Below are 23,179 nucleotides of genomic sequence, written 5' to 3'. Positions count from 1 at the left end.
GGCCGCGGAGCTAGACGCTCGGAGCAGCGCTGAACAGCTTGGCGGAGATCGAGATGCAGTCCGTGGCAAGCAGGTCGGCGTTCTTCGACGGCACCAGGTTCCCGCGGGACGCTTCGGCGTGCGCCTCGTACACGGCACGGACCGACTTACCCTGGTGCTCGGACAGGACGCCGCGCGAGATGGCGAGCTCGAGCGCCTCGGCGTACGTCAGCAGATGACCCTGCCCCTGGGCGTACACCTTCAGCCGGTCGTCGAGCATCGCGGCCATCTTCCCGATCTCCTCGGCACCGACGTACCGCTGGCGGGCGCCCTGCTTAGTCGTGCCGATGACGTCGGCGATGGCGGTCCAGCTCGCCCCGACCCTGCGGGCCTCGAGGACAGCTGCCTGCCGGCGCGCGTCGGAGGCGAGGAACCCTTCGTGCGCGAGCCGGACCTGCTCCACGGCGTTCGTGATCATCTCAGTGGTCATGCAACCAGTGTGGACGAGACAACAAAAGTAGTCAAGACAACCAATGTGCTCGATCAGACGAACGAACTGAGCGGGTAGGCGGCGTCCACGATCTCGACCGCGACCATGAGCGCGGTGTACGACTCCTTGGCCGAGGGGACCCATCCCTGGTGCGCGGCTTTGTTGCGGGGCTCGATGAGGTCCTTGGTGGTGTTCTCGGGCGACGTCCCGCCGAGCTTCTTCAATAGCTTGGCGCTGGCGCCCAACATGCGATGCCCTGCGAGGAGCTGCTCGACAACGACGTCTGGCAAGCCGGCTACCTGGTCCTTCAGTAGCTTCGAGATGGCGAGCTCTGTCGCGGTGCCGGCGTCGATGACAGCAACTCTCCGAGACGCGTTCTCGTGGGCGAGTCGGGCATCGCGAACCAACAGCCACTCCAGCGGGGGAGGACCAACCGCGGCGTTGCGCAAGGCGGCTTCGAACTCGTGAGCACCCAATGCAGTGGGAGCATCCGGACCGTTGTTCCGGCGGACGGTGATGCTGGCCGGGCCCTGCCGGTACAACCTTTCGACGGCACCATCGGTCCTGGCCCAGACCGGGTGATGCGGCCCGAGGATGAGCGTCTTGCTCGGACCGGAGTGCACCTGCCGGGTCAGGACCTCAATCCAGTCACACACGTTGGGCCACCACTCGTCCATGGCGTCAATGAGCCGGTCCGCCACCTCCTGCTCCTGACCGTCGGCCGCTTCGGTGGCGAGGCCGACGGCAGAGACCCAAGCGTGCTTCGTCGCTGGGTCATCACCGGAGGTGCCGGACTCCGAACCCCACTCGACCTTGTCGAGGAGCTTGGACAAGCCGTCATCGGAGAACACGTTCACGAACGCCGGCGGCACCAGCAGCGGCCAGTTCCGTGTGTGCTCAGCGCGCGGAAAACGGATCGTGACCGGCATCCGGTCGACGTCGCAGGTGAAGTCGGTACCAAGGGTGGTGAACGCGACCCCGACCGTGTGCGGAAGCTCGAAGTACGTCTCCAGAAGAGTCACCCCGAAACCGTAGAGCAGACCCCCTGCACGCTGCTGGAGCCTGGTTCTACTGTCGACCGACCTGCGGGTTCACACACCCCGAACGGGGATTTCCCCGTGTCTCGGTGTTCTATCGCCCCCTCGCGCACGTGTGAAGGCCCCGAGGTTCTCCTCGGGGCCTTTGTCGTTGGCGACCGTCAGTCGTGCGCGACCCGCACCGCGACCTCGTCGCTCGACAGCAGGTGTCCCTCGGCGCAGGCGACGTTGACGGTGACCGGGGCGCCACACCCCACGTGGGAGTACTCGAGCGCGTCGTTGCCGTCGGCGTACCGGACGCCCCACTCGAAGAGTCCGATGACCACCGGCATCAGGTCCGATCCCGCCCGGGTGAGTGAGTAGCCCTCGCGGGCCCGGTCCCCGGGCTCCTGGTACGTCGCACGCTCCAGCAGCCCGGCTTCGGTCAGTGCCCGCAGGTGCGCGGCCGCCGTCGCCGGCGCGATCCCGACCCGCTCGACGAAGTCGTCGAAGCGCTGGGTCCCGTAGTGCGCCTCGCGCAGCAGCAGCATCGCGGGACGAGAGCCGACGAGCCCCATCGCCTTCTCGATCGGGCACTGGCCGATCGCCGACCACCGGGTCCGGTCGTCCAACGGCGGTTGCAGCTCCATGTCGCCCACCTCACACCTGTCTCTGACTTCAAATGCTTGTAGTCAGATGTTAACGTCATCAGACCTGACTTCAAAGTTCCGAAGCCAGCACAACGACAAGAGGAGATACAGTCATGGAGCTCGCGGGAAGCGTCGTCCTGGTGACCGGGGCGAACGGTGGTCTGGGTCGGGAGTTCGTCAACCAGGCGCTGGAGCGTGGCGCGACCAAGGTCTACGCCGCCGCACGTCGGCCGGACAGCTGGAGTGACGAGCGCGTGGTCGCTCTTCGTCTGGACGTGACCGATGCCGCCTCGATCAGCGCCGCGGCCGAGGCCGCGGCAGATGTCACCGTGCTGGTCAACAACGCCGGGATCACCGGTGCGGGGTCGCTGCTGGCCTCGCCGATCGAGGAGATCCGGGAAACCTTCGAGACCAACCTCTTCGGACCGCTCGAGCTCACCCGGGCCTTCGCACCCGGCCTCGAGGGCGGCGCGGTCGTCGACGTGCACTCGGCGCTGAGCTGGATCGCGATCCCCGGCGCGTACAGCGTCACCAAGGCGGCCTTCTGGGGGCTGACCAACAGCCTGCGCGTCGAGCTCGCGGGCCAGAGCACGCAGGTGCTCGGGGCACACCTCGGCTACACCGACACCCCCATGACGGCGGGCCTCGACGTGCCGAAGGCGGACCCGGCCGACATCGTCGCGCGGATCTACGACGCGCTCGAGGCGGGGCAGGACGAGGCGCTGGCCGACGAGACGAGCCTGGCCGTCAGGGCCGGGCTGTCCAACAACACCATCGGTGCCTTCGGGGCGCCGGCGGCCTGACGAGGAGGTAGCACCATGAATTCAGCAGTGATCGTGGACGCCGTCCGCACGCCCCTGGCGAAGGGGAAGCCCGGAGGCGCGTACTCCGAGATCCACCCGGTCGACCTGCACGCACAGGCACTGCGGGCGATTGCCGAGCGCAACGACCTCGACCCGGCCGAGATCGACGACGTCATCAGCGGCGCGGTCGGGCAGGTCGGCGAGCAGTCCGGGAACACCGCACGCTGGGCGTTGCTCGCGGCGGGATACCCGGAGTCGGTGCCCGGCGTGACCGTCGACCGGCAGTGCGGCAGCAGCCAGCAGGCCCTGCACTTCGCGGCCCAGGGCGTGATCGCCGGCGCGTACGACGTCGCCGTTGCCTCCGGCATCGAGTCGATGAGCCGGATCCCGATCGGGAGCCAGACGCTCGGCAAGGACTTCGCCGGGCCGCAGGTGCACGCCCGGTACGCCGAGCAGCGGGGCCTGGTGCCTCAGGGCATCAGCGCCGAGCTGATCGCGAAGAAGTGGAACCTGTCGCGCGCGCAGCTCGACGAGTTCTCCGCGACCTCGCACGAGCGCGCTGCACGGGCCTGGAAGGACGGCCTCTTCGACAGCCAGGTCACGTTCGTCAACGACCTGCTCACCGACGAGACGATCCGCCCCGCAACGACCGCCGAGGTGCTGGCCGGGCTCAAGCCCGCCTTCTGGTCCGAGGACTGGGCGACCGCGTACCCGGAGATCGACTGGAAGGTGACCGCGGGCAACAGCTCGCCGGTCAACGACGGCGCGGCCGCGGTGCTGGTGACCAGCGAGGACGCCGCGTCGCGACTCGGGCTGAAGCCGCGAGCGCGAGTGCACTCCTTTGCCGTGGTCGGCGACGACCCGATCCTGATGCTCACCGGGATCATCCCGGCGACCGAGAACGTGCTGGCTCGCGCGGGCCTGACCATCGAGGACATCGATGCCTTCGAGGTGAACGAGGCCTTCGCGTCCGTCGTGCTCGCCTGGCAGGCGGAGACCGGTGCTGATCTGGACAAGGTCAACGTCAACGGCGGTGCGATCGCGATCGGCCACCCGCTGGGAGCCTCCGGTGCCCGGCTCACCACGACGCTGCTCAACGTGCTGGAGCAGCGCGAGGGTCGCTACGGGCTCCAGGTGATGTGCGAGGCCGGCGGCCTCGCGAACGCGACCATCATCGAGCGGCTCTGAGGGTCCCGAAAGTGCACTAACCTTGTAGCGTTTCGCGGAATGTTCCCGCCCACCGATCGATTGAGCACACCATGAGCAGCGGAGCCTGGGTCGTCGTCGTGGCCGTCGTACTGGCGGTCGCGTTCGGGGCCTACCGCGCGCTGACGGACGGGCACTTCCGTGGCACGCACAAGCTGCGCGGGGTCACCGAGGACCAGGAGGCCCCCGCAACGTCGGTCCTCGACGGCACGCCGTGGGCCGACCAGCTCGGGGAGCGGGTCACCTTCGTCCAGTTCTCCTCCGCCTTCTGCGCGCCGTGCCGTGCGACCCGGCGGATCCTCGCCGACGTCGCTGCTGCCGACGAGGGCGTCTCCCACGTGGAGATCGACGCCGAGCAGCACCTCGACCTGGTGCGGCGTACCGGGATCACCCGTACGCCGACCACGCTGATCCTTGATGCGAGCGGACGCGAGGTGACCCGCGCCGTGGGTGCGCCGACCAAGGACATCGTGACCCGGACCATTTCGGCCATCGGCTGACCCGCTCCCGATACGCTGACGACCGTGTTCCGGAACGTAACGGCCGACCTGCGATCGCACGTCCACCCGAACTTCACCGGCCTGAACTACTGGATCCGGGTGGTCGCCAAGGCGCTCTTCACCCCGGCGATCCACGTGACCGTGCTGTACCGGATCTCCGCAGCGCTCTACAAGTTCCCGCTGACGCTGCCGCTGGCGTTCCCGCTGCGCACGTTCGCGATCATCTGGGCCGGCACCGAGATCCACCCGTCGGTGAAGATCGGCCCGGGACTCTGCATCGTGCACAGCCAGAAGGTCGTCATCGGTCCTGGCGTCGTGATCGGGTCCAACCTGCGCATCCACCACGGCTGCACGATCGCCGGGGACCTGGGCCGCGGGGTCACCCCCGGGACGGCCTGCCCCGTGCTCGGGGACGACGTGACCATCGGCCTGGATGCCTACGTGATGGGCCCGGTGACCGTCGGTGACGGGGCGATCATCGGAGCCCAGTCGCTGGTCAACAAGGACGTCGAGCCCTACACGCTGGTCGCCGGTTCACCGGCCAAGCTGATCCGCACCTTGGAGAACCCGCGAGCAGTCCCTGGTTCCGGAACTAGCCCGATCGAGTCATAGACACCCGGTCCGAGCCGGTGGGACTTTCGGTCCTAGTTGGATGCAACGGCGTCACGAACTTCCTCCGGACCCGTTTCATCCCCGCAATGAGCGGGGTTCGGGCACCGCTACCTACTCGCCAAACGGGGGCAACACGTGGCTGTTGGTATTGGCATCGGAGTCCTTCTCATCGTCGTCGGCGTCCTGAGCCTGCGGCGCCCGATGCGGGTCGAGGCCCGCGCGGAAGGGCGTCACCGCACTCTCTCCTGAGCCTGTCGGCTCTCCTTCGTGGCCCGAGAAACACGTTGCCCGCCTCGGCAGGGAGGGCCGGGCGGGCTACCGGCGCGGCCACGAAGGAGGGAGTGAGGCCGCGCTGCGGTTGTGTACCTGTATCAACGCGTGACCCCGGGCGAGGTCACGGCCGCGCGACGTGACGCGCGCCACTGGGCTTGAACGCGGGACGAAGGTCCCGGGCGAGTACTAGCACCATGGTCCGATGGCGATCCGTACCCGGCGAGCCTGATCGTGGAAGCAGTCCAAGAAGACAGAGAAAGGACTCTTCCGATGATCAAGTACCTGATCGCCACCGCCGCCCTCGTGGTTGCCGGCATCCCGGCCGCCTTCGGCCTGGCCGGCAACGCCTCGTTCACCCGGGACATCCCCGTTCGCGTGCCCGACCAGGTCCAGCTGACACCGGCGGCGTCCAGCGACGACGACGGCACGGCGGACCAGGGTCACGGCGATGCGCCTGGTACCGCCGGCGCCGGCGAGGACCAGAACGACGACCACGGCGGCACCCGGAGCGGCAGCGACGACCCAGCCACCCACGACGCGGGTGACGACCACGGCGGCACCCGCAGCGGCAGCGACGACCCGGCCACCCACGACGCGGGCGACGACCACGGCGGCACCAGCGGCTCGGGAAGCACCTCGGGTTCGTCCAACAGCGGTAGCGGTTCGACGAGCAGCGGGTCCGGCAGTGGCGGCAGCGACGACTCGTCCGACGACTCGTCCGACGACTCCGGGCACTCCGGCAGCGACGACTCGGGCCACTCCGGATCCGGCAAGAGCTCGGGCGGTTCGGACGACGGTTCGGGCCACCACTGAGCGCGCGGAGCAGAATGGACGCGATGACCAGCGATCCACCGAGCGTTGACGACGGCGCCACCCGGGAGCTTCCCGGGCTGGCGCCGTGGATCGTCGTCTCCTCCGAGACCGAACGCACCGCCGAGGACGCCGACCAGCCGCGCCGGTTGCTGTTCATCGTGGGCACCGGGGCCCTCGTCGTCCTGATCGTGGTCAGCATCCTCGGCGTCTTCGCCGCCCGGAACCTCGCCGAGCGCCAGGCCGTCAACGACGCCGCGAACACCGCGGACCTGCTGGCCGAGGCGGTCGTCCAGCCCCACCTGCAGAACTCCATCGTCCAGAGCGACCCGAAGGCGATGTCCGAGCTCGCCGACGCACTCGGCGACTACCTCTCCACCTCGTCCCTCGTCCGGGTCAAGCTCTGGGCCCCGGACGGCACCATCCTGTGGTCCGACGAGCCACGCCTGATCGGCGAACGGTTCAAGCTCGACCAGGAGGAGACCGAGGTCTTCAGCAAGCCCCGCACCAAGGCCGAGGTCTCGGACCTGGACCAGCCGGAGAACCGGTTCGAGCGCGGCAACGGCCGGCTGCTCGAGGCCTACCGACCGGTGTGGACGCCGAACGGCAGCCCACTCCTCTTCGAGACGTACTCGCCCTACACCGAGGTCGACAAGCGCGCGGGTCAGCTCTGGCGCGGCTTCGCCGGCGTGACGGTGAGCAGCCTGCTGCTGTTCGTCGCGCTGATGATCCCGGTGCTGTGGCGCCTGAACAGCCGGATCCGCGCGGCCCAGCGACAGCGGGAGGCCTTGCTGCGCAGGGCTGTGGACGCCTCGGCGGACGAGCGCCGCCGCATCGCCGCGACCCTTCATGACGGCGTGGTCCAGGAGCTCGCCGGTGCGTCGTTCTCGGTGAGCGGTGCCGCCGACCGGGCCGGAGGTCTGGGCGACGAGCGGCTCGTGACCGACCTGCGCGGCACGGCCGGGACGCTGCGCGACAGCATCGGAGGTCTGCGGACCCTGCTGGTCGACATCTACCCCGAGACCCTCGAGACAGCCGGCTTGCTCGAGGTGCTGCGCGACCTCGGTGCCACCCTCCGTTCGCGGGAGATCGAGGTCGACCTGGCTCTTCCGGACAGCGACCCCGGACTCGGGGCCGAGGCCGACCGGCTGGTCTTCCGGATCGTGCACGAGTGCTTCCAGAACATCCGCAGGCACTCCTCGGCCACGCACGCCTGGCTGTCGGTGACCCAGGGCACCGACGAGACCGTGGTCGAGATCGGTGATGACGGCGTCGGCTTCGACGCCGCGGCGGCTCTGGAGCGTCCGGCAGAAGGCCACTTCGGCCTCCGCGTGCTGGCGGACCTCGCGAACTCCGCCGGTGCAGAGCTCGCGGTCCTGAGCGCGCCCGGGGCCGGCTGTCGCTGGCGACTCACGATCAAGGAGAAGGCGTGACGATCAACGTGCTGCTCGTCGACGACCATCCGGTCGTCCGCTCGGGACTGGCCGGGCTGCTCTCGGCGACCGAGGACCTGGTGGTCGTCGGGGAAGCCGCGGATGGTGAGGCCGCGCTGGCGTCCGCGGGCTCGCTCGCGCCGGACGTGGTGCTGATGGACATCTCGATGCCCGGCATGGACGGCATCGAAGCGACCCGGACACTGCTCGACGGCGGGTTCGAGGGCGCGGTCGTCATGCTGACCTCGTTCTCCGATCGCGATCGGGTGACCGATGCGCTGTCGGCGGGAGCGGTCGGCTACCTGCTCAAGGACTCCGAGCCCGAGGCCGTCCTTTCGGCCGTGCGGGCGGCGGCCAGCGGGCACGCCCCGATCGACCCGCGGGTGGCCGGTGCGCTGCTGCCGAGCCGTACGCCGTCGCCCGGCGCGGACCTCAGCGCTCGCGAGCGCGAGGTGCTCGACCTGGTCGCCGAGGGCCTGGCCAACAAGCAGATCGCACGCAGGCTCGGGATCACCGAGCGGACCGTCAAGGTGCACCTCGGCAGCGTGTTCCGCAGGATCGGGGTCACCGACCGCACCAGCGCGGCGTTGTGGGCGCGGGACAACCTCAAGAACTGACAGGTCGAACTGTCACTTCTGTACGTCGGAAAGTCGGTGGCTGCTGTTAACAAAGGGGCAGCAGACTGTCTCTCGGCCACCCCCTGACCGCCGCTTGAAGGAGTCACCTTCCATGGAACGCTGGGCCCGCTTCGTCCTCCGCCACCGACTCTGGGTCGTCCTCTTCTGGGTCGTGATCCTCGTCGCCGGTGGCGGGGTCGCGCAGAAGACGACCGACCGCCTCACCATCGACTTCTCGCTGCCGCACGAGCCGGGCACCAAGGCCGCGGACCTGATCGTGGAGAACTTCCACAACGGCGGCAACACCAGCCCCGCGCTGGTCACGATCACGGTGAAGAAGGGCACCACCGTCGAGGACAGCGCGGCCGACATCCACGCCGCCTTCGACCAGGTCACCAAGGACGTCCCGAACACCCGGATGGTCGACCAGGTCAACGCCGGCGGCGACAAGGCCTTCGTCAGCAAGGACCACCGCACCGCCTACGCCTACGTCTTCTACCCGTTCCCGAAGTCGCAGACCGATCTCGCGCCGACGAAGAAGCTGCAGAAGTCGCTGGACGCCCACAAGCCGGCCGGTGCCACGGCCGGGGTGACCGGCCTCGACGCACTCGCGGTCGGCAGCGACGACCAGGGCAACAGCGTCCTGGTCGAGACGATCATCGGAGCGGTGGGTGCGCTGGCCGTGCTCGCGTTCGTGTTCGCCTCGTTCCTGGCGGTCCTCCCGTTGATCATCGCGCTGTTCTCGATCATGGCGACGTTCCTCCTGCTGCTGCCGCTCACCTATGCCACGGACGTGAGCTTCATCGTCCAGTTCCTCGTCGCCCTCATCGGCCTCGGTGTGGCGATCGACTACTCGCTGATCCTCGTCACCCGCTGGCGCGAGGAACGCGACCACGGCAAGGAGAACCACGAAGCGGTGGTGGCGGCGATGTCGACCGCCGGTAGCGCGGTGCTGTTCAGCGGACTGACCGTGGCGATCGGACTGCTCGCCCTCATCGTCCTGCCGGTGCCTTTCATGCGCAGCATCGGCATGGGTGGCGCGCTGATCCCGTTCGCGAGCGTCGCCGTGACGCTGTCGCTGATGCCGGCGATCCTCTCGAGCATCGGCCCGTGGCTGGACCGCCCGAAGATCCGCCACGAGAACACCGCCAGCAAGGGCTGGAGCAGCTGGGCGCGCGGAGTGGTCAAGCACCGCTGGCTGGCGGCCGGGTCCGCCTTCCTGGTGCTCGGCCTGCTCTTCGCTGCCTTCACCGGCATCAAGATCGGCGCTCCGGCGTCCGACTCGCTGGCCAAGAACGGTGCTGCCTACGACACCTTGCACGTGCTGGAGGACGGCGGCGTGAGCACCGGCGTGCTGACGCCGATCGAGGTGATCGCGAAGACCTCGGACGCGCCCGCTGCCGCTGCGAAGTTCGCGGCGGTGAAGGGGATCCAGACCGCGCTGGTCTCGAACGGCCCGACGAGCAACGCCAACGGCAAGACCGTCATCCTGGTGATCCCCAAGGACGAGACCGTCAACAACAAGACGGTCCAGCCGGTGAAGGACGTCAAGAAGCTGGCCGACACGTTGCCGGGCGTCTACGGGGTGGCTGGTCTCGGCACCGCCCAGGTCGACTTCCTGCACGGTGTTTACGGGAACTTCCCGCTGATGCTCGGCCTGATCGCGCTGCTCACCTTCATCCTGCTGGTGCGGGCCTTCCGCTCGGTGCTGCTCCCGCTGAAGGCCGTGATCCTGAACCTGATCTCGCTGACCGGCGTGTACGGCGCGATGGTGCTGTTCTGGCAGGACGGCCACGGATCGAACGCGCTGTTCGGTATCCAGGAGACCGGCGCGATCACCTTCTGGGTGCCGCTGATGGTGTTCGCGTTCCTGTTCGGACTCTCGATGGACTACGAGGTCTTCATCCTGGCGAGGATCCGCGAGGAGTACGACGCCGGCCACTCGACCAACGAGGCCGTGATCGAGGGCATCGGTCGCACCGGCCGCCTGGTCACCAGCGCGGCCCTGATCCTCTTCCTGGCGTTCGCTGCCCTGGCCTCGGGTCCGGGCACGGACCTGAAGATCCTGGCGACCGCGCTGGGTATCGGCATCCTGCTGGACGCCACGATCGTGCGCTCGCTGCTGGTGCCGTCGCTGGTCTCGCTGTTCGGCAGGTGGAACTGGTACCTGCCGGACTGGCTCGCCAAGCTCCTCTTCATCCAGCCGTCGGTGCTGCACGAGGAGAGGCCGACCCAGGAGTCCGCGCAGCCGACCGCCTGATGCCCTTGTGCAGGTCGGTCAGGCGCGGAACGATCAGCGCATGACCGACCTGTGGGACATCGTCGCGGCCGAACGCGGTGCGCTCGCCGACGACCTGGCGGACCTGTCCGAGAAGGAGTGGCGGACCAGGTCGCTCTGCACGCAGTGGACGGTCGAGCAGGTGCTCGCCCACATGACGGCGACGGCGAACCTGACCCCGCTCAGCTTCCTGGGCAGCTTCGCCGGCGCGGGATTCAACTTCAACACCTTCGCGAACCGGCAGATCAACAAGCACCGCGGCAGCGACCCGGCCGAGACGCTGGCTGCCTTCCGGTCGGTCCAGCACTCCACCAAGGCACCGCCCGGTCCGCGCGAGTCCTGGCTGGGCGAGGCGATCGTGCACTCCGAGGACATCCGCCGTCCGCTGGGCATCCGGCACGAGTACCCGGTCGAGGCGCTTCGGCAGGTCGCCGACTTCTACAAGAGCTCCAACGCCCTGATCGGCACCAAGAGCCGGATCGCAGGGTTGTCGCTGAACGCCACCGACATCGACTGGGGTCACGGCGAAGGCGGTCAGGAGGTCGCGGGTCCGATGATGCCGCTGCTCATGGCGATGACCGGCCGCAGCAGTGCGTGCGACCAGCTCGAGGGTCCTGGGGTGGAGCAGCTCCGCGCCGCCGGTGGCGGACCGGTCGGCTAGAGCGCGAACTCGACCCCGGTCTTCTCCACACTCACGTCCCACAGCTGCGCGCACAGGTCGTCGTTCAGCGCGACCTTGTTGAACCGCGCCGGCCCGATCGGACCACGGCTCTCGCCCCGGCGCTGCGGGCCGGTGTAGGAGCCGGGCTCTCCCAACGTGGCGGCGTACAGGGTCGGGTTGGCACCAGCGGCCGCGGACTGGAACAGGAGCGGCATCACGACCGGAGCCGCGACGCGGACGACCGGGTTCGCTCCCATCCCGTTCGGGTCGGCGACCAGGCCGGTGGCCGAGACACCGGGGTGCGCTCCGGTCGACACCAGGGGGCTTCCGGCAGCGGACGCACGCCGGTTCAGCTCGCGCATGAACATGACGTTGGCCAGCTTGCTCTGGCAGTAGCTGCCCTCGGGTGAGTACGACGTCTCCGGGTTGCCCTCGACGACGGCCTTGGTGCCGCCGAGGTGGGCGATCGAGGCGACGGTGACCACGCGCGGGGTCGACGACTGCTGCAGCGCCGGCAGCAAACGACCCGTCAGGGCGAAGTGGCCCAGGTGGTTGGTGCCGAACATCAGCTCGTGGCCGTCCTCCGTCTCCCGGTACGCGGGAGGCCGCATCACGCCGGCGTTGTTGATCAGCAGGTCCAGCGGGCCGTCCCACCGCTCGGCGAATTCGCGCACCGAGGCCTGCGAGGCGAGGTCGAGGTGCTCGACCCGGGTCTCGCCGGGCATCGAGCTCGCGGCGCGCTCGCCGGACTCGGTGTCGCGGACGGCGAGGACCACCGAGGCGCCGTGGCCGGCGAGGTGCTTGGCGGTGTGCAGACCGATTCCGGAGTTCGCCCCGGTGACGACAGCGACCGTGCCGGTCAGGTCCGGCAGGTCGGAGGGAGAGAAGCTCACCGGTCCGCCTCGATCTGCTTCAGGTAGTGCGGCTCGACCAGGTCGTCGTACTCGGGGTGCTTGGTGATGTAACCGCGGTAGAACGGGCAGGTCGGGATCACGTTGCGCTCGCCCTTGGCCCGGACGTCGGCCAGCGACACCTTGATGAGGGTGGAGCCGATGCCGTGCCCCTCGAACGCCGCGTCGACCTCGGTGTGGAAGAAGACGATCGAACCGGGTCGCAGCTCGTACTGCGCGAAGCCCGCGAGCTGGCCGTCGAGGTGGGCTTCGTAGCGCTCCAGCTCGGTGTTGTCGGTCACCTGAATGTCGCTCATGACCGCAAACCTACCGACTTGCCCTGCGGTCCCGACCAGTGTCGGAAACGAAACGCGTAGCCCCTGGTCAGTCTCGTCGTTCTAGTGGGCAGACCCTGGGAGGGTCGACCGGAACGGGGGTTCCAATGAGCAGGATCTGGCTTACTGGAAAGAGCACGAACCAGGTGTTCCTTTTCGACACCGAATCGGGCGCGAACCGGGGCTTTCCCAATCGCTCCTACATCGGCGCAACCGCGGGGGACCTCAGTCGGTTGTCCGGCAAGGACGTGGCGACCTACGTCGACGAGAAGGGCCAGATCGTGTGGCTCCAGGTCGGCCGTGACCGCTACCCGCTCGACGAGCGCACGCAGGCCCGCGAGGTGCGGAGCCTCGGCGGCCTTGTTTCCCGGGTGATCGTCACCAGCGTCGGGCTTCCGACGGTGACGTTGACCCAGCGCACGCCGGGTCGTCAGGTGCACGCGATCGCGCACCTCATCGACTCTCCCCAGGCGCGCGAGACCTACCGCACCGTCAAGGACCCGGCTGGAGGCCCCGGCATCGAGGCCGTCCGCGCGGGTGGTCTCGTCCCGGAACCGAGGCTCGAGGCCTAGCCGGCGCGAGCTGGTTGAGCCTGTCGAAACCCGGTGCGGGAAGCAGGACCTGCCGCTCGGCGTTGTGCTGCCATGCCCACGAGCACCGAACCGCAGATCCACCCGTTGCTCCGCGAGCGTTGGAGCTCGCGGAGCTTCGACCCGACGCACGAGCTCGACGAGGGTGAGCTCGAGCAGCTGCTGGAAGCAGCGCGGTGGGCGCCGAGCGCGGGCAACTCCCAACCGTGGGCGTTCCTGGCGCTGAAGCGCGGCGAGCAGCCCCACGCCCGCTTCGTGCAGACGCTGAGCCGCGGCAACACCCCGTGGGTGCCGAACGCGAGCGTCGTTCTGGTCTCGCTGTTCAAGGCAGGCGACGACGAGGACCCGAGCTTCACCTACAGCGACTACGCCGAGTACGACCTCGGTCAGTCGGTCGCGCACCTCACGGTCCAGGCCTCGGCGCTGGGTCTGGGTGTCCACCAGTTCGCCGGCTTCGACCACGACGCGGTCGCGCGCGAGTTCGGCGTACCCGCGAACTGGAAGGTGACCACCGGGATCGCTGTCGGCCGGTACGTCGGCCCGGACGAGGCGTCGGTCGACGCGAAGTGGGACGGGCGCGAGCGGGTCCGGAACCCGTTGTCCACATTCGTCTTCAGCGAGCGCTTCGGGGAGCCCCGCTGGTCGTAGGGTCGGGCCGTGCGTGCTCTCCTGCTGCTCGTCCTGGTCGTGCTGGTGAACCTGCCTGCGGTCAACGAGGGCTGGACCAAGCACCAGGTGAACACCCACGGTCATGACGTGACCGCGATCGTCATCGACGCCCGCAAGCTGAACGGCCGCTTCCTCGTCGACTACAAGCTGCCCGAGTCCGCGGACCCGAAGCAGATGAAGTTCTCGGCGAGCGTCGACGAGCCCACCTACCTGTACGCGAGGTCGAGCGACAGCCTCCGGGTGCGGATGCTCACCGGCAAGCCTGGGTCGAACCGGCCCGAGGGCCTCGTCGAGAGCTCGCTGTTCAAGGTCATCGCCATCGCCGGCGACGCCGTGCTGGCGCTCATCGCCGCGATCGCCTGGTACCGGCGACGCCATCCGGGGGACATGCCGGATCCACGACCGAGGCCGGTGGGTCTGTGACCCGGGCCACCAAACTTTACAAGCTGTAGGTACTTGTCAAACCGCTTTACAACTCCTACCTTGGTGTCAAGTGGTCGCGCGTCCTCACCTCCCAGCGACCCAGGCATAAGGAGAGAACGATGGCGGTCAACGAGACTGTGCCGGCCGGATCCACCGAGGTCTGGAAGGACAAGAAGCGCTACCTCTGGCTGATCGGCCTGGTGGTGCCGAGCCTCGCCTTCGTGGCTGCAGGCGTCTACATCGTCACCGGCGTCGGCGCGATCCTCTGGATCGGCCCGATCATCGTTCTCGGCGTGGTCCCCGCGATCGACCTGATCGTCGGCCTGGACCGGGCCAACCCGCCGGACGACGCCATCGAGGCGTTGGAGAAGGACAAGTACTACCGCTGGATCACCTACCTCTTCCTGCCGATCCAGTACCTCGGCTTCGTCGGTGCGATGGCCGTCGTCGCCGGTGAGAACCCCGCCGGCTGGCTGGTGAACACCCTCGGCCTGCACGACTGGGGCATGGGCCTCCCGTTCGCGGACCGGCTGATGGGTGAGTCGCTCGGCCTGAACGTCATCGACAAGATCGGTCTGTCGATCTCGATCGGCGTCATCGGCGGCATCGGCATCAACACCGCCCACGAGCTCGGCCACAAGCGCGAGGCCAACGAGCGTTGGCTCTCGAAGATCGCCCTGGCGCAGAGCTTCTACGGCCACTTCTACATCGAGCACAACCGCGGTCACCACGTCCGCGTCGCCACCCCGGAGGACCCCGCGTCCAGCCGGATGGGTGAGAGCTTCTACGCCTTCTGGCCGCGCACCGTGTCGGGCTCGCTGAAGAGCGCGTGGAGCCTGGAGAAGAAGCGGTACGCCCGCAAGAACACCCACCCGTTCCACCTCGGCAACGACGTCCTGAACGCCTGGCTGATGTCCGCGGTGCTGTTCGGCGCGATCATCGCGGTCTTCGGGGTCGGCGTGACGCCGTACCTGGTGATCCAGGCGATCATGGGCTTCTCGCTCCTCGAGGTCGTCAACTACATGGAGCACTACGGGATGCTGCGCCAGAAGGTCGGCATCGGTGACAAGCAACGCTACGAGCGGGTCGACCCGAGCCACAGCTGGAACTCGAACAACATCGCGACCAACGTGCTGCTCTACCACCTGCAGCGGCACAGCGACCACCACGCGAACCCGACCCGTCGGTACCAGACGCTGCGCGACTTCGAGGAGTCTCCGGTGCTGCCGACCGGATACGCCGGGATGATCGTGATCTCGCTGTTCCCGCCGATCTACCGCCGGATCATGGACAAGCGCGTCTACGCCCACTTCAACGGCGACCTGACGCTGGCCAACATCCAGCCCAGCAAGCGCGCCAAGATCCTGGCGAAGTACGGCATCACCGAGCACGAGCACGAGCAGGGCGAGGACCTCTCGGCGCACACCTTCATGAACGAGGTACTGGCGGCTCGCTGCCCGGGCTGCAACTACGTCTACGAGGTCGAGGTCGGCAACGAGCTCGAGGGCTTCGCCGCCGGCACCTCGTGGAAGGACATCCCCGACGACTGGTGCTGCCCCGACTGCGGTGTGCGGGAGAAGATCGACTTCGTGCCGATCGACCCGTCGCAGATCTCCGGGAAGGTGTGAGTCCGGTGAAGATCGTGGTCGACCGCGACCTGTGCGACGGGCACGGGATGTGCGAGGCGATGGCTCACGAGTTCTTCGAGCTCGACGACGAGGACCAGCTGACCATCCTCAACGAGACCCCGGACGAGGCGGACCGGGACAAGGTCCACGCGGCCGTCCAGGCCTGCCCCGCGCTGGCGCTGACCCTGCACGACTAGGTCTCGACTACGCTCGACCAACGATGGAGACGCGATGACTGAGGTGACACCCCGGCCAGGGCTGACCGCCCTGCTCCCGGGGTTCGCTGGTGGCGCTGCCGGCGCCAGCGGCAGCGCCTGGCGGGAGCGTCTGATCAACGAGGCCGCCGAGCTCACCCGGGCCGGCGGCTGGGGATCGATCACGATGGCGAAGCTCGCCGACCGCGTCGGCGTCAGCCGCCAGACGGTCTACAACGAGATCGGCTCCAAGCAGCAGCTCGCCGAGGCGATGATCATGCACGAGCTGGAGGTCTTCCTCCGCAGTGTCGACGCCGCCTTCGAGGCGCACCCGGGTGACCTGGTCGCCGCGATCCGTGAAGCCGCTCTCGAGGTGCTGCGCACCGCGCGCACCAACCCGCTGCTGCACGCGGTGCTCTCCGCCAGCCACGGCGCGGAGAGCTCGCTGCTCCCGCTGCTGACCACCCAGGCGGAGCCGATCATCGACGCCGCGGGCGTGCTGATCCGCGGCCACCTGACGGCGTACGACGTGCCGCTGACCGAGGACCGGGTCAGCGCCCTGGTCGACATGGTCATCCGGGTGCTGCTCTCGCACGTCACCGCGCCGGGCGGATCGCCCGAGCGCACTGCCGAGGACATCGCCTTCATCGCCGAACGGGTGCTGCAGCCGGGCTCCTGAGACTCACGTCCGCTTTGTCCCTCCGCTGGCTACCATGGACTGTCAGGAAGTGGGGGACTGATGAGGTCTTGGGGAGCGGGCGTGCTGGCGCTGTGTGCTGCCCTGGCTCTGGCCGGGTGCGGCGGAACCTCTCCGAAGGATCCGAAGCCTGCGGCCCACACCAGCACCGGCGCGAGCACGCCTCCGGCCTCGCTCGCTGACGTGGCCATGCCCCGACCGGGCAAGCTGAAGCCGCCGATCCTCTCCGCGGACATCCTGGTGCAGAGCCAGGACCCGCTTCCGCCCTCGCTGGTCGCCCAGGCCAAGGGCATCAAGAGCGTCGTCGCGGTCGACCAGTTCTCACTCGCGAGCTTCTACTCGGAAGAGGACGAGGTCACCTACGCCGCTGTCGATCCGAGTGCCTTCCGGTACTTCGCGGCTCCGGCCACAGCGCAGACTGCCGAGGTCTGGAACCGCATCGCCGATGGCGAGATCGCGATCACCCCGGAGCTCAAGGCCGAGCTGCCGATCACGCACGAGTCGGTCACGATGGGCAACGACGATGACGCGGAGACGGTGCACATCGGTGCGTTCGCCCCGCTGGTCCTGCGGTCCAAGATCAGTGCCATCGTCAACGAGCGCTGGGCCGACAAGCTGCACATGGTCAAGAACAACGCGCTCATCGTCTCCACCGGCGAGAAGTCGCCGCTGACCGCGCAGAAGAATCTCCGCAAGGCCGTCGGCAACCGCGGTTCGGTGACTCTGCTGGCCCTGCACTTCGACATCAACGCGCCGCAGACCGCGATCCTCACCGGTGGGTCGGTCGCCCGGGCCGTCGGTTCGTTCACCTACACGGCCAACGCCGACGGGACGGTCAACCCCGACAAGAGCTGGGTCCGGGCCTTCATCCGCACCGAGACGGTGCCCATCATCGGCCGGGTCACCTGCAACAAGGCGATGATCCCGCAGCTGCGGGCAGCCCTGAACGAGGTCGTCGCCCGCGGCCTCGCCTCGAAGATCCACAAGAACGAGTACGGCGGTTGCTACGTGCCGCGTTACATCGCCAAGGACCCAGCCCAGGGGCTGTCGTTCCACACCTTCGGCACGGCCATCGACCTCAACGTCCCCGGCAACCAGCGCGGCACCGTCGGCACGATGGACCGGACCGTGGTGAAGATCTTCGAGAAGTGGGGCTTCAACTGGGGCGGGAACTGGCACTACACCGACCCGATGCACTTCGAACTGGCTCGGATCGTGGCCGTTCGTTAGTCGATCAGCGAGACCCGCAGGTCCTCCGGCAGCAACCGGCGTCCTTCGATCAGGTGCTCACCGACCACCACGGTGATCGTCTGCGCCGCCATGATCCCGAACAGCACCAGCAGCTGAGCGGTGGCGGCCTGAACCGGTGAGCCTCCGCCCAGCATCACGCCGATGAACGCACCGGGCAGCGTGACGATGCCGGTCGTGGTGACCTGGTCCAGGCCCGGGAGCAGCGCTTCGGGTGCACGTCGGTGGATGCTCAGGTCGATGGCGTCGGCGGGCCGCATGCCGAGGGAGAGCGATGCCTCGTACTGGGCGTGCTCCTCGCGGAGCGCCGCGAAGGACCGGCGCCCGCAGAGCGTGTTCGCGGTCATCGCGTTGCCGACGATGATGCCCGCGACCGGGATGATCGCGATGCCCTGGAACGGGACAGCACCGCTGCCCAGCACGATGAGCAGGACCGGGGCGATGCCGGCGGCCATCGCGGCCGCGGACCACAACCAGGCCTGGGGCGCCTCGATCCGCTTCGAGGTGGTGAGCACGCCCATCGCGAACATCGCGAGCACGAACAGCCACGAGAGAGCGAGGTTGTCGATGACCGCCTTGATGAGCAGGGCCACGATGGCGAGCTGGGCGAGGGCCCGCACCCCGGCGATCAGGGCCGACCGCGCCAGCCCGTAGCCGGCGTACAGGTGGGTGACCAGGGCAAGCGCCAGCAGCAGCGCGAGCGCGAGGCCGACCTGCCATCCCGGGTCGATGGTCACGAGAGTCACAGTAGAGGTCACGAGGTTTCGACAGGCTCAACCGGCGAGGCCGGGCTGTAACGTGCGCCCCATGCGTGCAGCCCAGGTGACCCGGCTCGACGGACCCCTCGCCGTCGAGATCAACGAGATCGACGAGCCGACCGAGAACGGCATCTTCGGACCCCAGATCCTGATCGAGGTGCACGCCGTCGGCGTGAGCTTCCCCGACCTGCTGATGTCCAAGGGTGAGTACCAGCTCAAGCCGGACCCGCCGTTCACCCTGGGTGTCGACATCGCCGGCGTGATCCGCAGCGCGCCGGAGGGGACCGGATTCGCTGCCGGGGACCGCGTGGCTGCCTGCGGCGGCGTCGGCGGCGCCGCCGAGGTCGTCGGCCTCGGCGCCGACAACATCTTCCCGCTGCCCGACAACCTGTCCTTCGAGCAGGGCGCGGCGCTGCCGATGAACTACCTGACCGCGCAGTTCGTCCTCCAGGAGCGTGGTCACCTGCGCGAGGGCGAGACCATCCTGGTCAACGGTGCCGCCGGCGGCGTCGGCACCGCGACCATCCAGGTCGCCAAGGGCTACGGCGCGAAGGTGATCGGAGTGGTGTCCTCGGAGGAGAAGGCCGAGATCGCGAAGAAGGCCGGCGCCGACGAGACCGTGATGGTCGAGGGGTTCCGCGACGCGGTCAAGGAGCTGACCGGCGGCCAGGGTGTCGACATGGTCGTCGACGTCGTCGGCGGTGACACCTTCACCGACTCGCTGCGCACGCTCGCGACCCAGGGCCGACTGCTGGTGGTCGGCTTCGCCGGCGGTGCCATCCCCGAGGTCAAGGTCAACCGGCTGCTGCTCGACAACACCGACGTCCGCGGCGCCGCCTGGGGCGAGTACGCGATGCGGCGCCCCGGCTACATGGCGCAGCAGTGGCGCGAGCTGCTGCCGATGATGGCTTCCGGTGTCATCGACCCCCCGATCGGCGCGGTCTACGACCTCGAGGACATGGGACGCGCGCTGCAGGAAATGGACGAGCGGAAGACCCTCGGCAAGACTGTCCTGCGCGTGCGCTGACATCGGGTCGGCACACACGACGCGAGGAGATCACCATGACCCTGTCCCGCACGCTTGCCGCCGCGGGCGCGGCCGTCCTGATCAGCACCGCGCTCGCCGGGTGCGGCAGCAGCGACAAGTCCTCGGACGACAAGTCCGGTGACGCCAAGACACTGACCAAGACCGAGTTCCAGACGCAGGCCAACAAGCTCTGCGACCAGGCGAACAAGGACACCGAGACCTACGGCGCCAACATCACCGAGAAGTCGAGCGACTCCGACGTGGCGGATGCGATCGACAAGACGGTGAAGCGCAACGACGAGCTCGTCGACGCGATCGCCGCGCTGAAGGCTCCGAAGGACATCCAGGACGACGTCACCTCGATGCTCGACGCGGTCCGCGCGGCCGACCAGGAGCTCGACAAGGTCTCCTCGGTCAAGGACATGATGTCGTTCGACCCGAACGCGACCGTGTTCAAGACCGCCAACGAGAAGGCCGCGGCTCTCGGCCTCGACACCTGCGCCTCCTGATCGCGGAAGGGCCGCGTCGCAGCTGCGACGCGGCCCCTTTTCCTTTTCCGTGGACGTTCCCGACCGGGTCCGTCAGACTGACCGCGCTGCGCTGACATCGGGTCAGCGCAAACACGAGGAGATCGCCATGACCCTGTCCCGCACGCTTGCCGCCGCGGGCGCGGCCGTCCTGATCAGCACGGCACTGGCCGGGTGCGGTAGCAGCGACAAGTCCTCGGACGACAAGTCCGGTGACGCCACGACGCTGACCAAGGCGCAGTTCCAGGAGCAGGCCAACAAGCTCTGCGGCGATCTCAACGACGACGTGGAGAAGATCGGCGCGGATCTCGGACCGGACTCCTCTGATGCTGAGGTCAAGGCCGTGATCACGCAGCTCGTGGCGCGGAACACCAAGCTGATCAGCGACATCGACGAGCTGAAGGTGCCCGCGGACCTCAAGACCGAGGTCGACAGCATGCTGGACAGCCTGCGTGCCGCGGGTGAGGAGTTCTCGGCGGTTGGCTCGGTCGACGACCTGAACGCTCTCGACGTGGATCACGGCGTGTTCGCCGAGTCCGACCAGAAGGCGAAGGACCTCGGTCTGGACACCTGCGCCTCGTAGGCACAGCCCCGGCCCGCCAGGTTCGCTGACGGCGGAATCCGTTCGCGACCTGACGTGCCGGGTCCCCGGTTAGGCTGCCGGGGTGACGATTCTTGATGACGCCCGCGAGGGCATGGACCTCTCCATCCGGCCGCAGGACGACCTGTTCGGCCACGTGAACGGCACCTGGCTCGCCGAGTCCGAGATTCCGTCGGACCGAGCGTCGTGGGGGCCGTTCGTGATGCTCGCCGACACGTGCGAGCAGCAGGTCCGCGACATCATCGAGGACTGCAGCGCGGGCAAGGTCGACGGTGTCGACGCCAAGAAGATCGGCGACCTGTTCGCCAGCTTCATGGACGCCGACCGGGTCGAGCAGCTCGGCGCCCAGCCCATCCAGGCTGCGTTGACCTCGGTCGAGAACGTCCACAGCCTGCTCGACCTCGCCGCCTTCCTCGGCCACTTCGAGCGTGACGGCGGGGGCGGCATCTTCGGCTCGTACATCGACACCGACGACCGCGATTCCGACCGCTACCTGGTGAACGTGACCCAGGGCGGTCTCGGCCTGCCGGACGAGTCGTACTACCGCGAGGACAAGTTCGAGGAGATCCGCACCAAGTACGTCGACTACCTCGAGAAGATCCTCACCCTCGCCGAGCGCCCCGACGCGCGGGCGACCGCGGAGACCGTGTTCGCCCTGGAGAAGCGCATCGCCGAGGGTCACTGGGAACGCGCCGAGACGCGCGACGTGATCAAGACCTACAACCTGACGTCGTACGCGGACCTGAAGGCGGCGCTGCCCTCCTTCGACTTCGAGGTCTACGTCCGCAACCTCGGGGGCGACGCGCAGACGCTGGCCGAGACGGTCGTCCGCCAGCCGTCGTTCCTGGTGCACCTGGAGACGGTGCTCAAGGAAGCCCCGATCGAGGCGTGGCGTGCGTTCCTCGAGGTGCGCATCGTCCGTTCGGCCGCGGCGTACCTGCCGGACGCGTTCGTCCAGGCGAACTTCGACTTCTACGGCCGCACGCTCTCGGGCACGCCCGAGCTGCGTGCGCGCTGGAAGCGCGGCGTCGGGCTCGTCGAGGGCGGCCTGGGTGAGGCGGTCGGTCGCGAGTACGTCGCGCGGCACTTCCCGCCGCGCTCCAAGGAGCTGATGGACGGGCTCGTCGACAACCTGCTCCAGGCCTACCGGCAGAGCATCACCGCGCTGGACTGGATGGGCGAGGAGACCAAGCAGAAGGCCTTCGAGAAGCTCGACTCGTTCCGGCCGAAGATCGGCTACCCGGTGAAGTGGCGCGACTACTCCGCCCTGGAGATCTCCGCCGACGACCTGGTCGCCAACGTCAACGCGATCTCCGCGTTCGAGACCGATCGGCAGCTGGCCAAGATCGGTGCCCCGGTCGACCGCGACGAGTGGTTCATGCTGCCGCAGACGGTGAACGCCTACTACAACCCGGGCACCAACGAGATCTGCTTCCCGGCCGGCATCCTGCAGAAGCCGTTCTTCGACGCGGACGCGGACCCGGCCGAGAACTACGGCGGCATCGGCGCGGTGATCGGTCACGAGATCGGCCACGGCTTCGACGACCAGGGCGCCCAGTACGACGGCGCGGGCAACCTCAACGACTGGTGGACCGCGGACGACAAGGCTGCCTTCGAGAAGAAGTCGCAGGCGCTCATCTCCCAGTACGACGACTTCGAGCCGCGGGAGCTTCCGGGCGAGCACGTCAACGGCGCGCTGACCGTCGGCGAGAACATCGGCGACCTCGGTGGTCTGACGATCGCGCACAAGGCCTACGAGATCTCGCTCGACGGCGCTGCCGTTCCGGAGCGTGAGGGCCTGACCGGCATCCAGCGGCTGTTCCTGAACTGGAGCTACGTCTGGCGGACCAAGCGTCGCAAGGAGCTGGCCAGTCAGTACCTGACCACCGACCCGCACAGCCCGCCGGAGTTCCGCGCCAACATCGCGCGGAACCTGCAGGAGTTCCACGACGCCTTCGGCACCCAGCCCGGTGACGGGCTCTGGCTCGAGCCCGAGGACCGTGTCCGGATCTGGTGAGGTGAACGAGCGCCGCACCTGGCTCCCGTTCGGAGTGGTCGCGGCGCTGGTCATCACCGGGCTCGCGGTCGTGCTGCTGGTGAACCGCGGTTCGGGCCCGGCACCGCGGTGCGCGGGCCCGGTGCGGGCCACGAGTCCGCTGGTGGCGCCGTCCCGCTTCTCCGAGGACGAGCACCTCGCGACGCTGTCTGCCGCGGTCGGTCGGATGGGGACGCCGGTCGCACCGTGCGCGCCGGGGTCGGGTTCA

The 23,179-nt window shown here is 68.4% G+C and carries 27 protein-coding genes and 1 pseudogene; 21 read left to right on the top strand and 7 right to left on the bottom strand.

The features are described from left to right. Positions 1–10: 10 nt before the first annotated feature. The 3 genes from EFL95_RS18080 to EFL95_RS18070 all read right to left on the bottom strand — a co-directional run bounded on the left by EFL95_RS18080 (position 11) and on the right by EFL95_RS18070 (position 2,135). Entirely contained in the window at positions 11–469 is a 459-nt protein-coding gene (locus EFL95_RS18080) for a hypothetical protein (protein ID WP_148045101.1), read from the bottom strand. Positions 470–522: 53 nt separating this feature from the next. After that, a complete protein-coding gene (locus EFL95_RS18075) occupies positions 523–1,491 on the bottom strand; it encodes a hypothetical protein (protein ID WP_123235519.1) in 969 nt (322 codons plus the stop codon). A 176-nt stretch (positions 1,492–1,667) separates the two neighbouring features. Continuing rightward, the gene (locus EFL95_RS18070) at positions 1,668–2,135 is read right to left on the bottom strand and encodes a winged helix-turn-helix transcriptional regulator (RefSeq protein WP_123235518.1); all 468 of its coding nucleotides are present in this window, start codon (positions 2,133–2,135) and stop codon (positions 1,668–1,670) included. Positions 2,136–2,248: 113 nt separating this feature from the next. Between EFL95_RS18070 and EFL95_RS18065 the strand changes: the two genes are divergently transcribed. From EFL95_RS18065 to EFL95_RS20165, 4 genes and pseudogenes are all read left to right on the top strand, one after another. Next, positions 2,249–2,938: an SDR family oxidoreductase gene (locus EFL95_RS18065; protein ID WP_123235517.1), complete on the top strand. Its 690-nt coding sequence runs from the start codon at positions 2,249–2,251 to the stop codon at positions 2,936–2,938. 15 nt (positions 2,939–2,953) lie between these two features. After that, positions 2,954–4,126: a thiolase family protein gene (locus EFL95_RS18060; protein WP_123235516.1), complete on the top strand. Its 1,173-nt coding sequence runs from the start codon at positions 2,954–2,956 to the stop codon at positions 4,124–4,126. 71 nt (positions 4,127–4,197) lie between these two features. Beyond that, on the top strand, positions 4,198–4,644 hold the full coding sequence (locus EFL95_RS18055; protein WP_123235515.1) for a TlpA family protein disulfide reductase: 447 nt from the start codon (positions 4,198–4,200) through the stop codon (positions 4,642–4,644). Positions 4,645–5,046: 402 nt separating this feature from the next. Continuing rightward, positions 5,047–5,199 (top strand): annotated as a pseudogene (locus EFL95_RS20165) (LbetaH domain-containing protein); the annotation flags it as partial. A 168-nt stretch (positions 5,200–5,367) separates the two neighbouring features. Here EFL95_RS20165 and EFL95_RS20085 read toward each other — a convergent pair. Further along, entirely contained in the window at positions 5,368–5,490 is a 123-nt protein-coding gene (locus EFL95_RS20085) for a hypothetical protein (RefSeq protein WP_281272238.1), read from the bottom strand. A 309-nt stretch (positions 5,491–5,799) separates the two neighbouring features. Here EFL95_RS20085 and EFL95_RS18045 point away from each other — a divergent pair, with 309 nt between their 5' ends. The 5 genes from EFL95_RS18045 (at position 5,800) to EFL95_RS18025 (ending at position 11,328) form a co-directional block, all read left to right on the top strand. Beyond that, positions 5,800–6,342, top strand: a complete 543-nt coding sequence (locus tag EFL95_RS18045; RefSeq protein ID WP_123235513.1) for a hypothetical protein — start codon at positions 5,800–5,802, stop codon at positions 6,340–6,342. A gap of 23 nt (positions 6,343–6,365) precedes the next feature. Beyond that, positions 6,366–7,772: a sensor histidine kinase gene (locus tag EFL95_RS18040; protein WP_183407258.1), complete on the top strand. Its 1,407-nt coding sequence runs from the start codon at positions 6,366–6,368 to the stop codon at positions 7,770–7,772. After that, positions 7,769–8,389 (top strand): response regulator, encoded by a 621-nt coding sequence (locus EFL95_RS18035; RefSeq protein ID WP_123235511.1) that lies wholly within the window; start codon positions 7,769–7,771, stop codon positions 8,387–8,389. The genes EFL95_RS18040 and EFL95_RS18035 overlap by 4 nt, the downstream gene beginning before the upstream one ends. 112 nt (positions 8,390–8,501) lie before the next feature. Next, a complete protein-coding gene (locus EFL95_RS18030; RefSeq protein WP_123235510.1) occupies positions 8,502–10,649 on the top strand; it encodes an MMPL family transporter in 2,148 nt (715 codons plus the stop codon). 40 nt (positions 10,650–10,689) lie between these two features. Next, positions 10,690–11,328 (top strand): maleylpyruvate isomerase family mycothiol-dependent enzyme, encoded by a 639-nt coding sequence (locus tag EFL95_RS18025; RefSeq protein ID WP_123235706.1) that lies wholly within the window; start codon positions 10,690–10,692, stop codon positions 11,326–11,328. Here the strand turns inward: EFL95_RS18025 and EFL95_RS18020 are convergent. Together EFL95_RS18020 and EFL95_RS18015 are read right to left on the bottom strand one after the other, a co-directional pair. Then, a complete protein-coding gene (locus EFL95_RS18020) occupies positions 11,325–12,221 on the bottom strand; it encodes an SDR family NAD(P)-dependent oxidoreductase (protein WP_221176499.1) in 897 nt (298 codons plus the stop codon). The two genes, EFL95_RS18025 and EFL95_RS18020, sit on opposite strands and share 4 nt — an antisense overlap. Beyond that, entirely contained in the window at positions 12,218–12,535 is a 318-nt protein-coding gene (locus EFL95_RS18015; RefSeq protein ID WP_123235509.1) for a GNAT family N-acetyltransferase, read from the bottom strand. Before EFL95_RS18015 ends, EFL95_RS18020 begins: the two co-directional genes overlap by 4 nt. Before the next feature lie 251 nt (positions 12,536–12,786). Here EFL95_RS18015 and EFL95_RS18010 point away from each other — a divergent pair, with 251 nt between their 5' ends. The 7 genes from EFL95_RS18010 to EFL95_RS17980 all read left to right on the top strand — a co-directional run bounded on the left by EFL95_RS18010 (position 12,787) and on the right by EFL95_RS17980 (position 17,984). Continuing rightward, positions 12,787–13,125 (top strand): hypothetical protein, encoded by a 339-nt coding sequence (locus EFL95_RS18010; RefSeq protein WP_148045100.1) that lies wholly within the window; start codon positions 12,787–12,789, stop codon positions 13,123–13,125. Positions 13,126–13,197: 72 nt separating this feature from the next. Further along, on the top strand, positions 13,198–13,791 hold the full coding sequence (locus EFL95_RS18005) for a nitroreductase family protein (RefSeq protein ID WP_123235507.1): 594 nt from the start codon (positions 13,198–13,200) through the stop codon (positions 13,789–13,791). 9 nt (positions 13,792–13,800) lie between these two features. Continuing rightward, complete coding sequence (locus EFL95_RS18000; RefSeq protein WP_123235506.1) at positions 13,801–14,235, top strand: hypothetical protein; 435 nt, start codon at positions 13,801–13,803, stop codon at positions 14,233–14,235. 119 nt (positions 14,236–14,354) lie between these two features. Continuing rightward, positions 14,355–15,863 carry a fatty acid desaturase gene (locus tag EFL95_RS17995; RefSeq protein ID WP_123235505.1) on the top strand — a complete coding sequence of 503 codons (1,509 nt, stop codon included), beginning with the start codon at positions 14,355–14,357 and terminating at the stop codon, positions 15,861–15,863. A gap of 5 nt (positions 15,864–15,868) precedes the next feature. Next, positions 15,869–16,060, top strand: a complete 192-nt coding sequence (locus tag EFL95_RS17990) for a ferredoxin (RefSeq protein ID WP_123235504.1) — start codon at positions 15,869–15,871, stop codon at positions 16,058–16,060. Between the two features lie 34 nt (positions 16,061–16,094). Next, entirely contained in the window at positions 16,095–16,736 is a 642-nt protein-coding gene (locus EFL95_RS17985) for a TetR/AcrR family transcriptional regulator (RefSeq protein ID WP_123235503.1), read from the top strand. A 60-nt stretch (positions 16,737–16,796) separates the two neighbouring features. After that, on the top strand, positions 16,797–17,984 hold the full coding sequence (locus EFL95_RS17980) for a M15 family metallopeptidase (RefSeq protein WP_123235502.1): 1,188 nt from the start codon (positions 16,797–16,799) through the stop codon (positions 17,982–17,984). Here the strand turns inward: EFL95_RS17980 and EFL95_RS17975 are convergent. After that, a complete protein-coding gene (locus EFL95_RS17975) occupies positions 17,981–18,739 on the bottom strand; it encodes an ABC transporter permease (RefSeq protein WP_123235501.1) in 759 nt (252 codons plus the stop codon). The genes EFL95_RS17980 and EFL95_RS17975 overlap by 4 nt on opposite strands. Positions 18,740–18,809: 70 nt before the next feature. Here EFL95_RS17975 and EFL95_RS17970 point away from each other — a divergent pair, with 70 nt between their 5' ends. The 5 genes from EFL95_RS17970 to EFL95_RS17950 form a co-directional block, all read left to right on the top strand. Further along, positions 18,810–19,787: an NADPH:quinone oxidoreductase family protein gene (locus EFL95_RS17970; protein WP_123235500.1), complete on the top strand. Its 978-nt coding sequence runs from the start codon at positions 18,810–18,812 to the stop codon at positions 19,785–19,787. Between the two features lie 35 nt (positions 19,788–19,822). Beyond that, on the top strand, positions 19,823–20,296 hold the full coding sequence (locus EFL95_RS17965; protein WP_123235499.1) for a hypothetical protein: 474 nt from the start codon (positions 19,823–19,825) through the stop codon (positions 20,294–20,296). A 127-nt stretch (positions 20,297–20,423) separates the two neighbouring features. Next, positions 20,424–20,897 carry a hypothetical protein gene (locus tag EFL95_RS17960; RefSeq protein WP_123235498.1) on the top strand — a complete coding sequence of 158 codons (474 nt, stop codon included), beginning with the start codon at positions 20,424–20,426 and terminating at the stop codon, positions 20,895–20,897. A gap of 82 nt (positions 20,898–20,979) precedes the next feature. Then, the gene (locus tag EFL95_RS17955) at positions 20,980–22,932 is read left to right on the top strand and encodes a M13 family metallopeptidase (RefSeq protein ID WP_123235497.1); all 1,953 of its coding nucleotides are present in this window, start codon (positions 20,980–20,982) and stop codon (positions 22,930–22,932) included. A gap of 1 nt (position 22,933) precedes the next feature. Then, positions 22,934–23,179 (top strand): hypothetical protein (locus tag EFL95_RS17950; protein ID WP_148045099.1); only part of this gene is annotated, 246 nt, incomplete at its 3' end.

The organism is Nocardioides marmorisolisilvae (assembly GCF_003725775.1).
In the GTDB taxonomy this organism is placed as follows: Bacteria; Actinomycetota; Actinomycetes; order Propionibacteriales; family Nocardioidaceae; genus Marmoricola; species Marmoricola marmorisolisilvae.
This window is presented reverse-complemented; position numbering and strand designations above follow the sequence as displayed.

Bases quoted from the DNA above. Each gene is read 5' to 3' on its own strand.
- EFL95_RS17970 (WP_123235500.1), top strand. From the start codon at position 18,810: ATGCGTGCAGCCCAGGTGACCCGGCTCGACGGACCCCTCGCCGTCGAG.
- EFL95_RS18045 (WP_123235513.1), top strand. From the start codon at position 5,800: ATGATCAAGTACCTGATCGCCACCGCCGCCCTCGTGGTTGCCGGCATC.
- EFL95_RS17995 (WP_123235505.1), top strand. From the start codon at position 14,355: ATGGCGGTCAACGAGACTGTGCCGGCCGGATCCACCGAGGTCTGGAAG.
- EFL95_RS18005 (WP_123235507.1), top strand. From the start codon at position 13,198: ATGCCCACGAGCACCGAACCGCAGATCCACCCGTTGCTCCGCGAGCGT.
- EFL95_RS18015 (WP_123235509.1), bottom strand. From the start codon at position 12,535: ATGAGCGACATTCAGGTGACCGACAACACCGAGCTGGAGCGCTACGAA.
- EFL95_RS18065 (WP_123235517.1), top strand. From the start codon at position 2,249: ATGGAGCTCGCGGGAAGCGTCGTCCTGGTGACCGGGGCGAACGGTGGT.
- EFL95_RS18025 (WP_123235706.1), top strand. From the start codon at position 10,690: ATGACCGACCTGTGGGACATCGTCGCGGCCGAACGCGGTGCGCTCGCC.
- EFL95_RS17980 (WP_123235502.1), top strand. From the start codon at position 16,797: ATGAGGTCTTGGGGAGCGGGCGTGCTGGCGCTGTGTGCTGCCCTGGCT.
- EFL95_RS17985 (WP_123235503.1), top strand. From the start codon at position 16,095: ATGACTGAGGTGACACCCCGGCCAGGGCTGACCGCCCTGCTCCCGGGG.
- EFL95_RS18060 (WP_123235516.1), top strand. From the start codon at position 2,954: ATGAATTCAGCAGTGATCGTGGACGCCGTCCGCACGCCCCTGGCGAAG.
- EFL95_RS18055 (WP_123235515.1), top strand. From the start codon at position 4,198: ATGAGCAGCGGAGCCTGGGTCGTCGTCGTGGCCGTCGTACTGGCGGTC.
- EFL95_RS18030 (WP_123235510.1), top strand. From the start codon at position 8,502: ATGGAACGCTGGGCCCGCTTCGTCCTCCGCCACCGACTCTGGGTCGTC.
- EFL95_RS17965 (WP_123235499.1), top strand. From the start codon at position 19,823: ATGACCCTGTCCCGCACGCTTGCCGCCGCGGGCGCGGCCGTCCTGATC.
- EFL95_RS18080 (WP_148045101.1), bottom strand. From the start codon at position 469: ATGACCACTGAGATGATCACGAACGCCGTGGAGCAGGTCCGGCTCGCG.
- EFL95_RS18070 (WP_123235518.1), bottom strand. From the start codon at position 2,135: ATGGAGCTGCAACCGCCGTTGGACGACCGGACCCGGTGGTCGGCGATC.
- EFL95_RS17960 (WP_123235498.1), top strand. From the start codon at position 20,424: ATGACCCTGTCCCGCACGCTTGCCGCCGCGGGCGCGGCCGTCCTGATC.
- EFL95_RS18040 (WP_183407258.1), top strand. From the start codon at position 6,366: ATGACCAGCGATCCACCGAGCGTTGACGACGGCGCCACCCGGGAGCTT.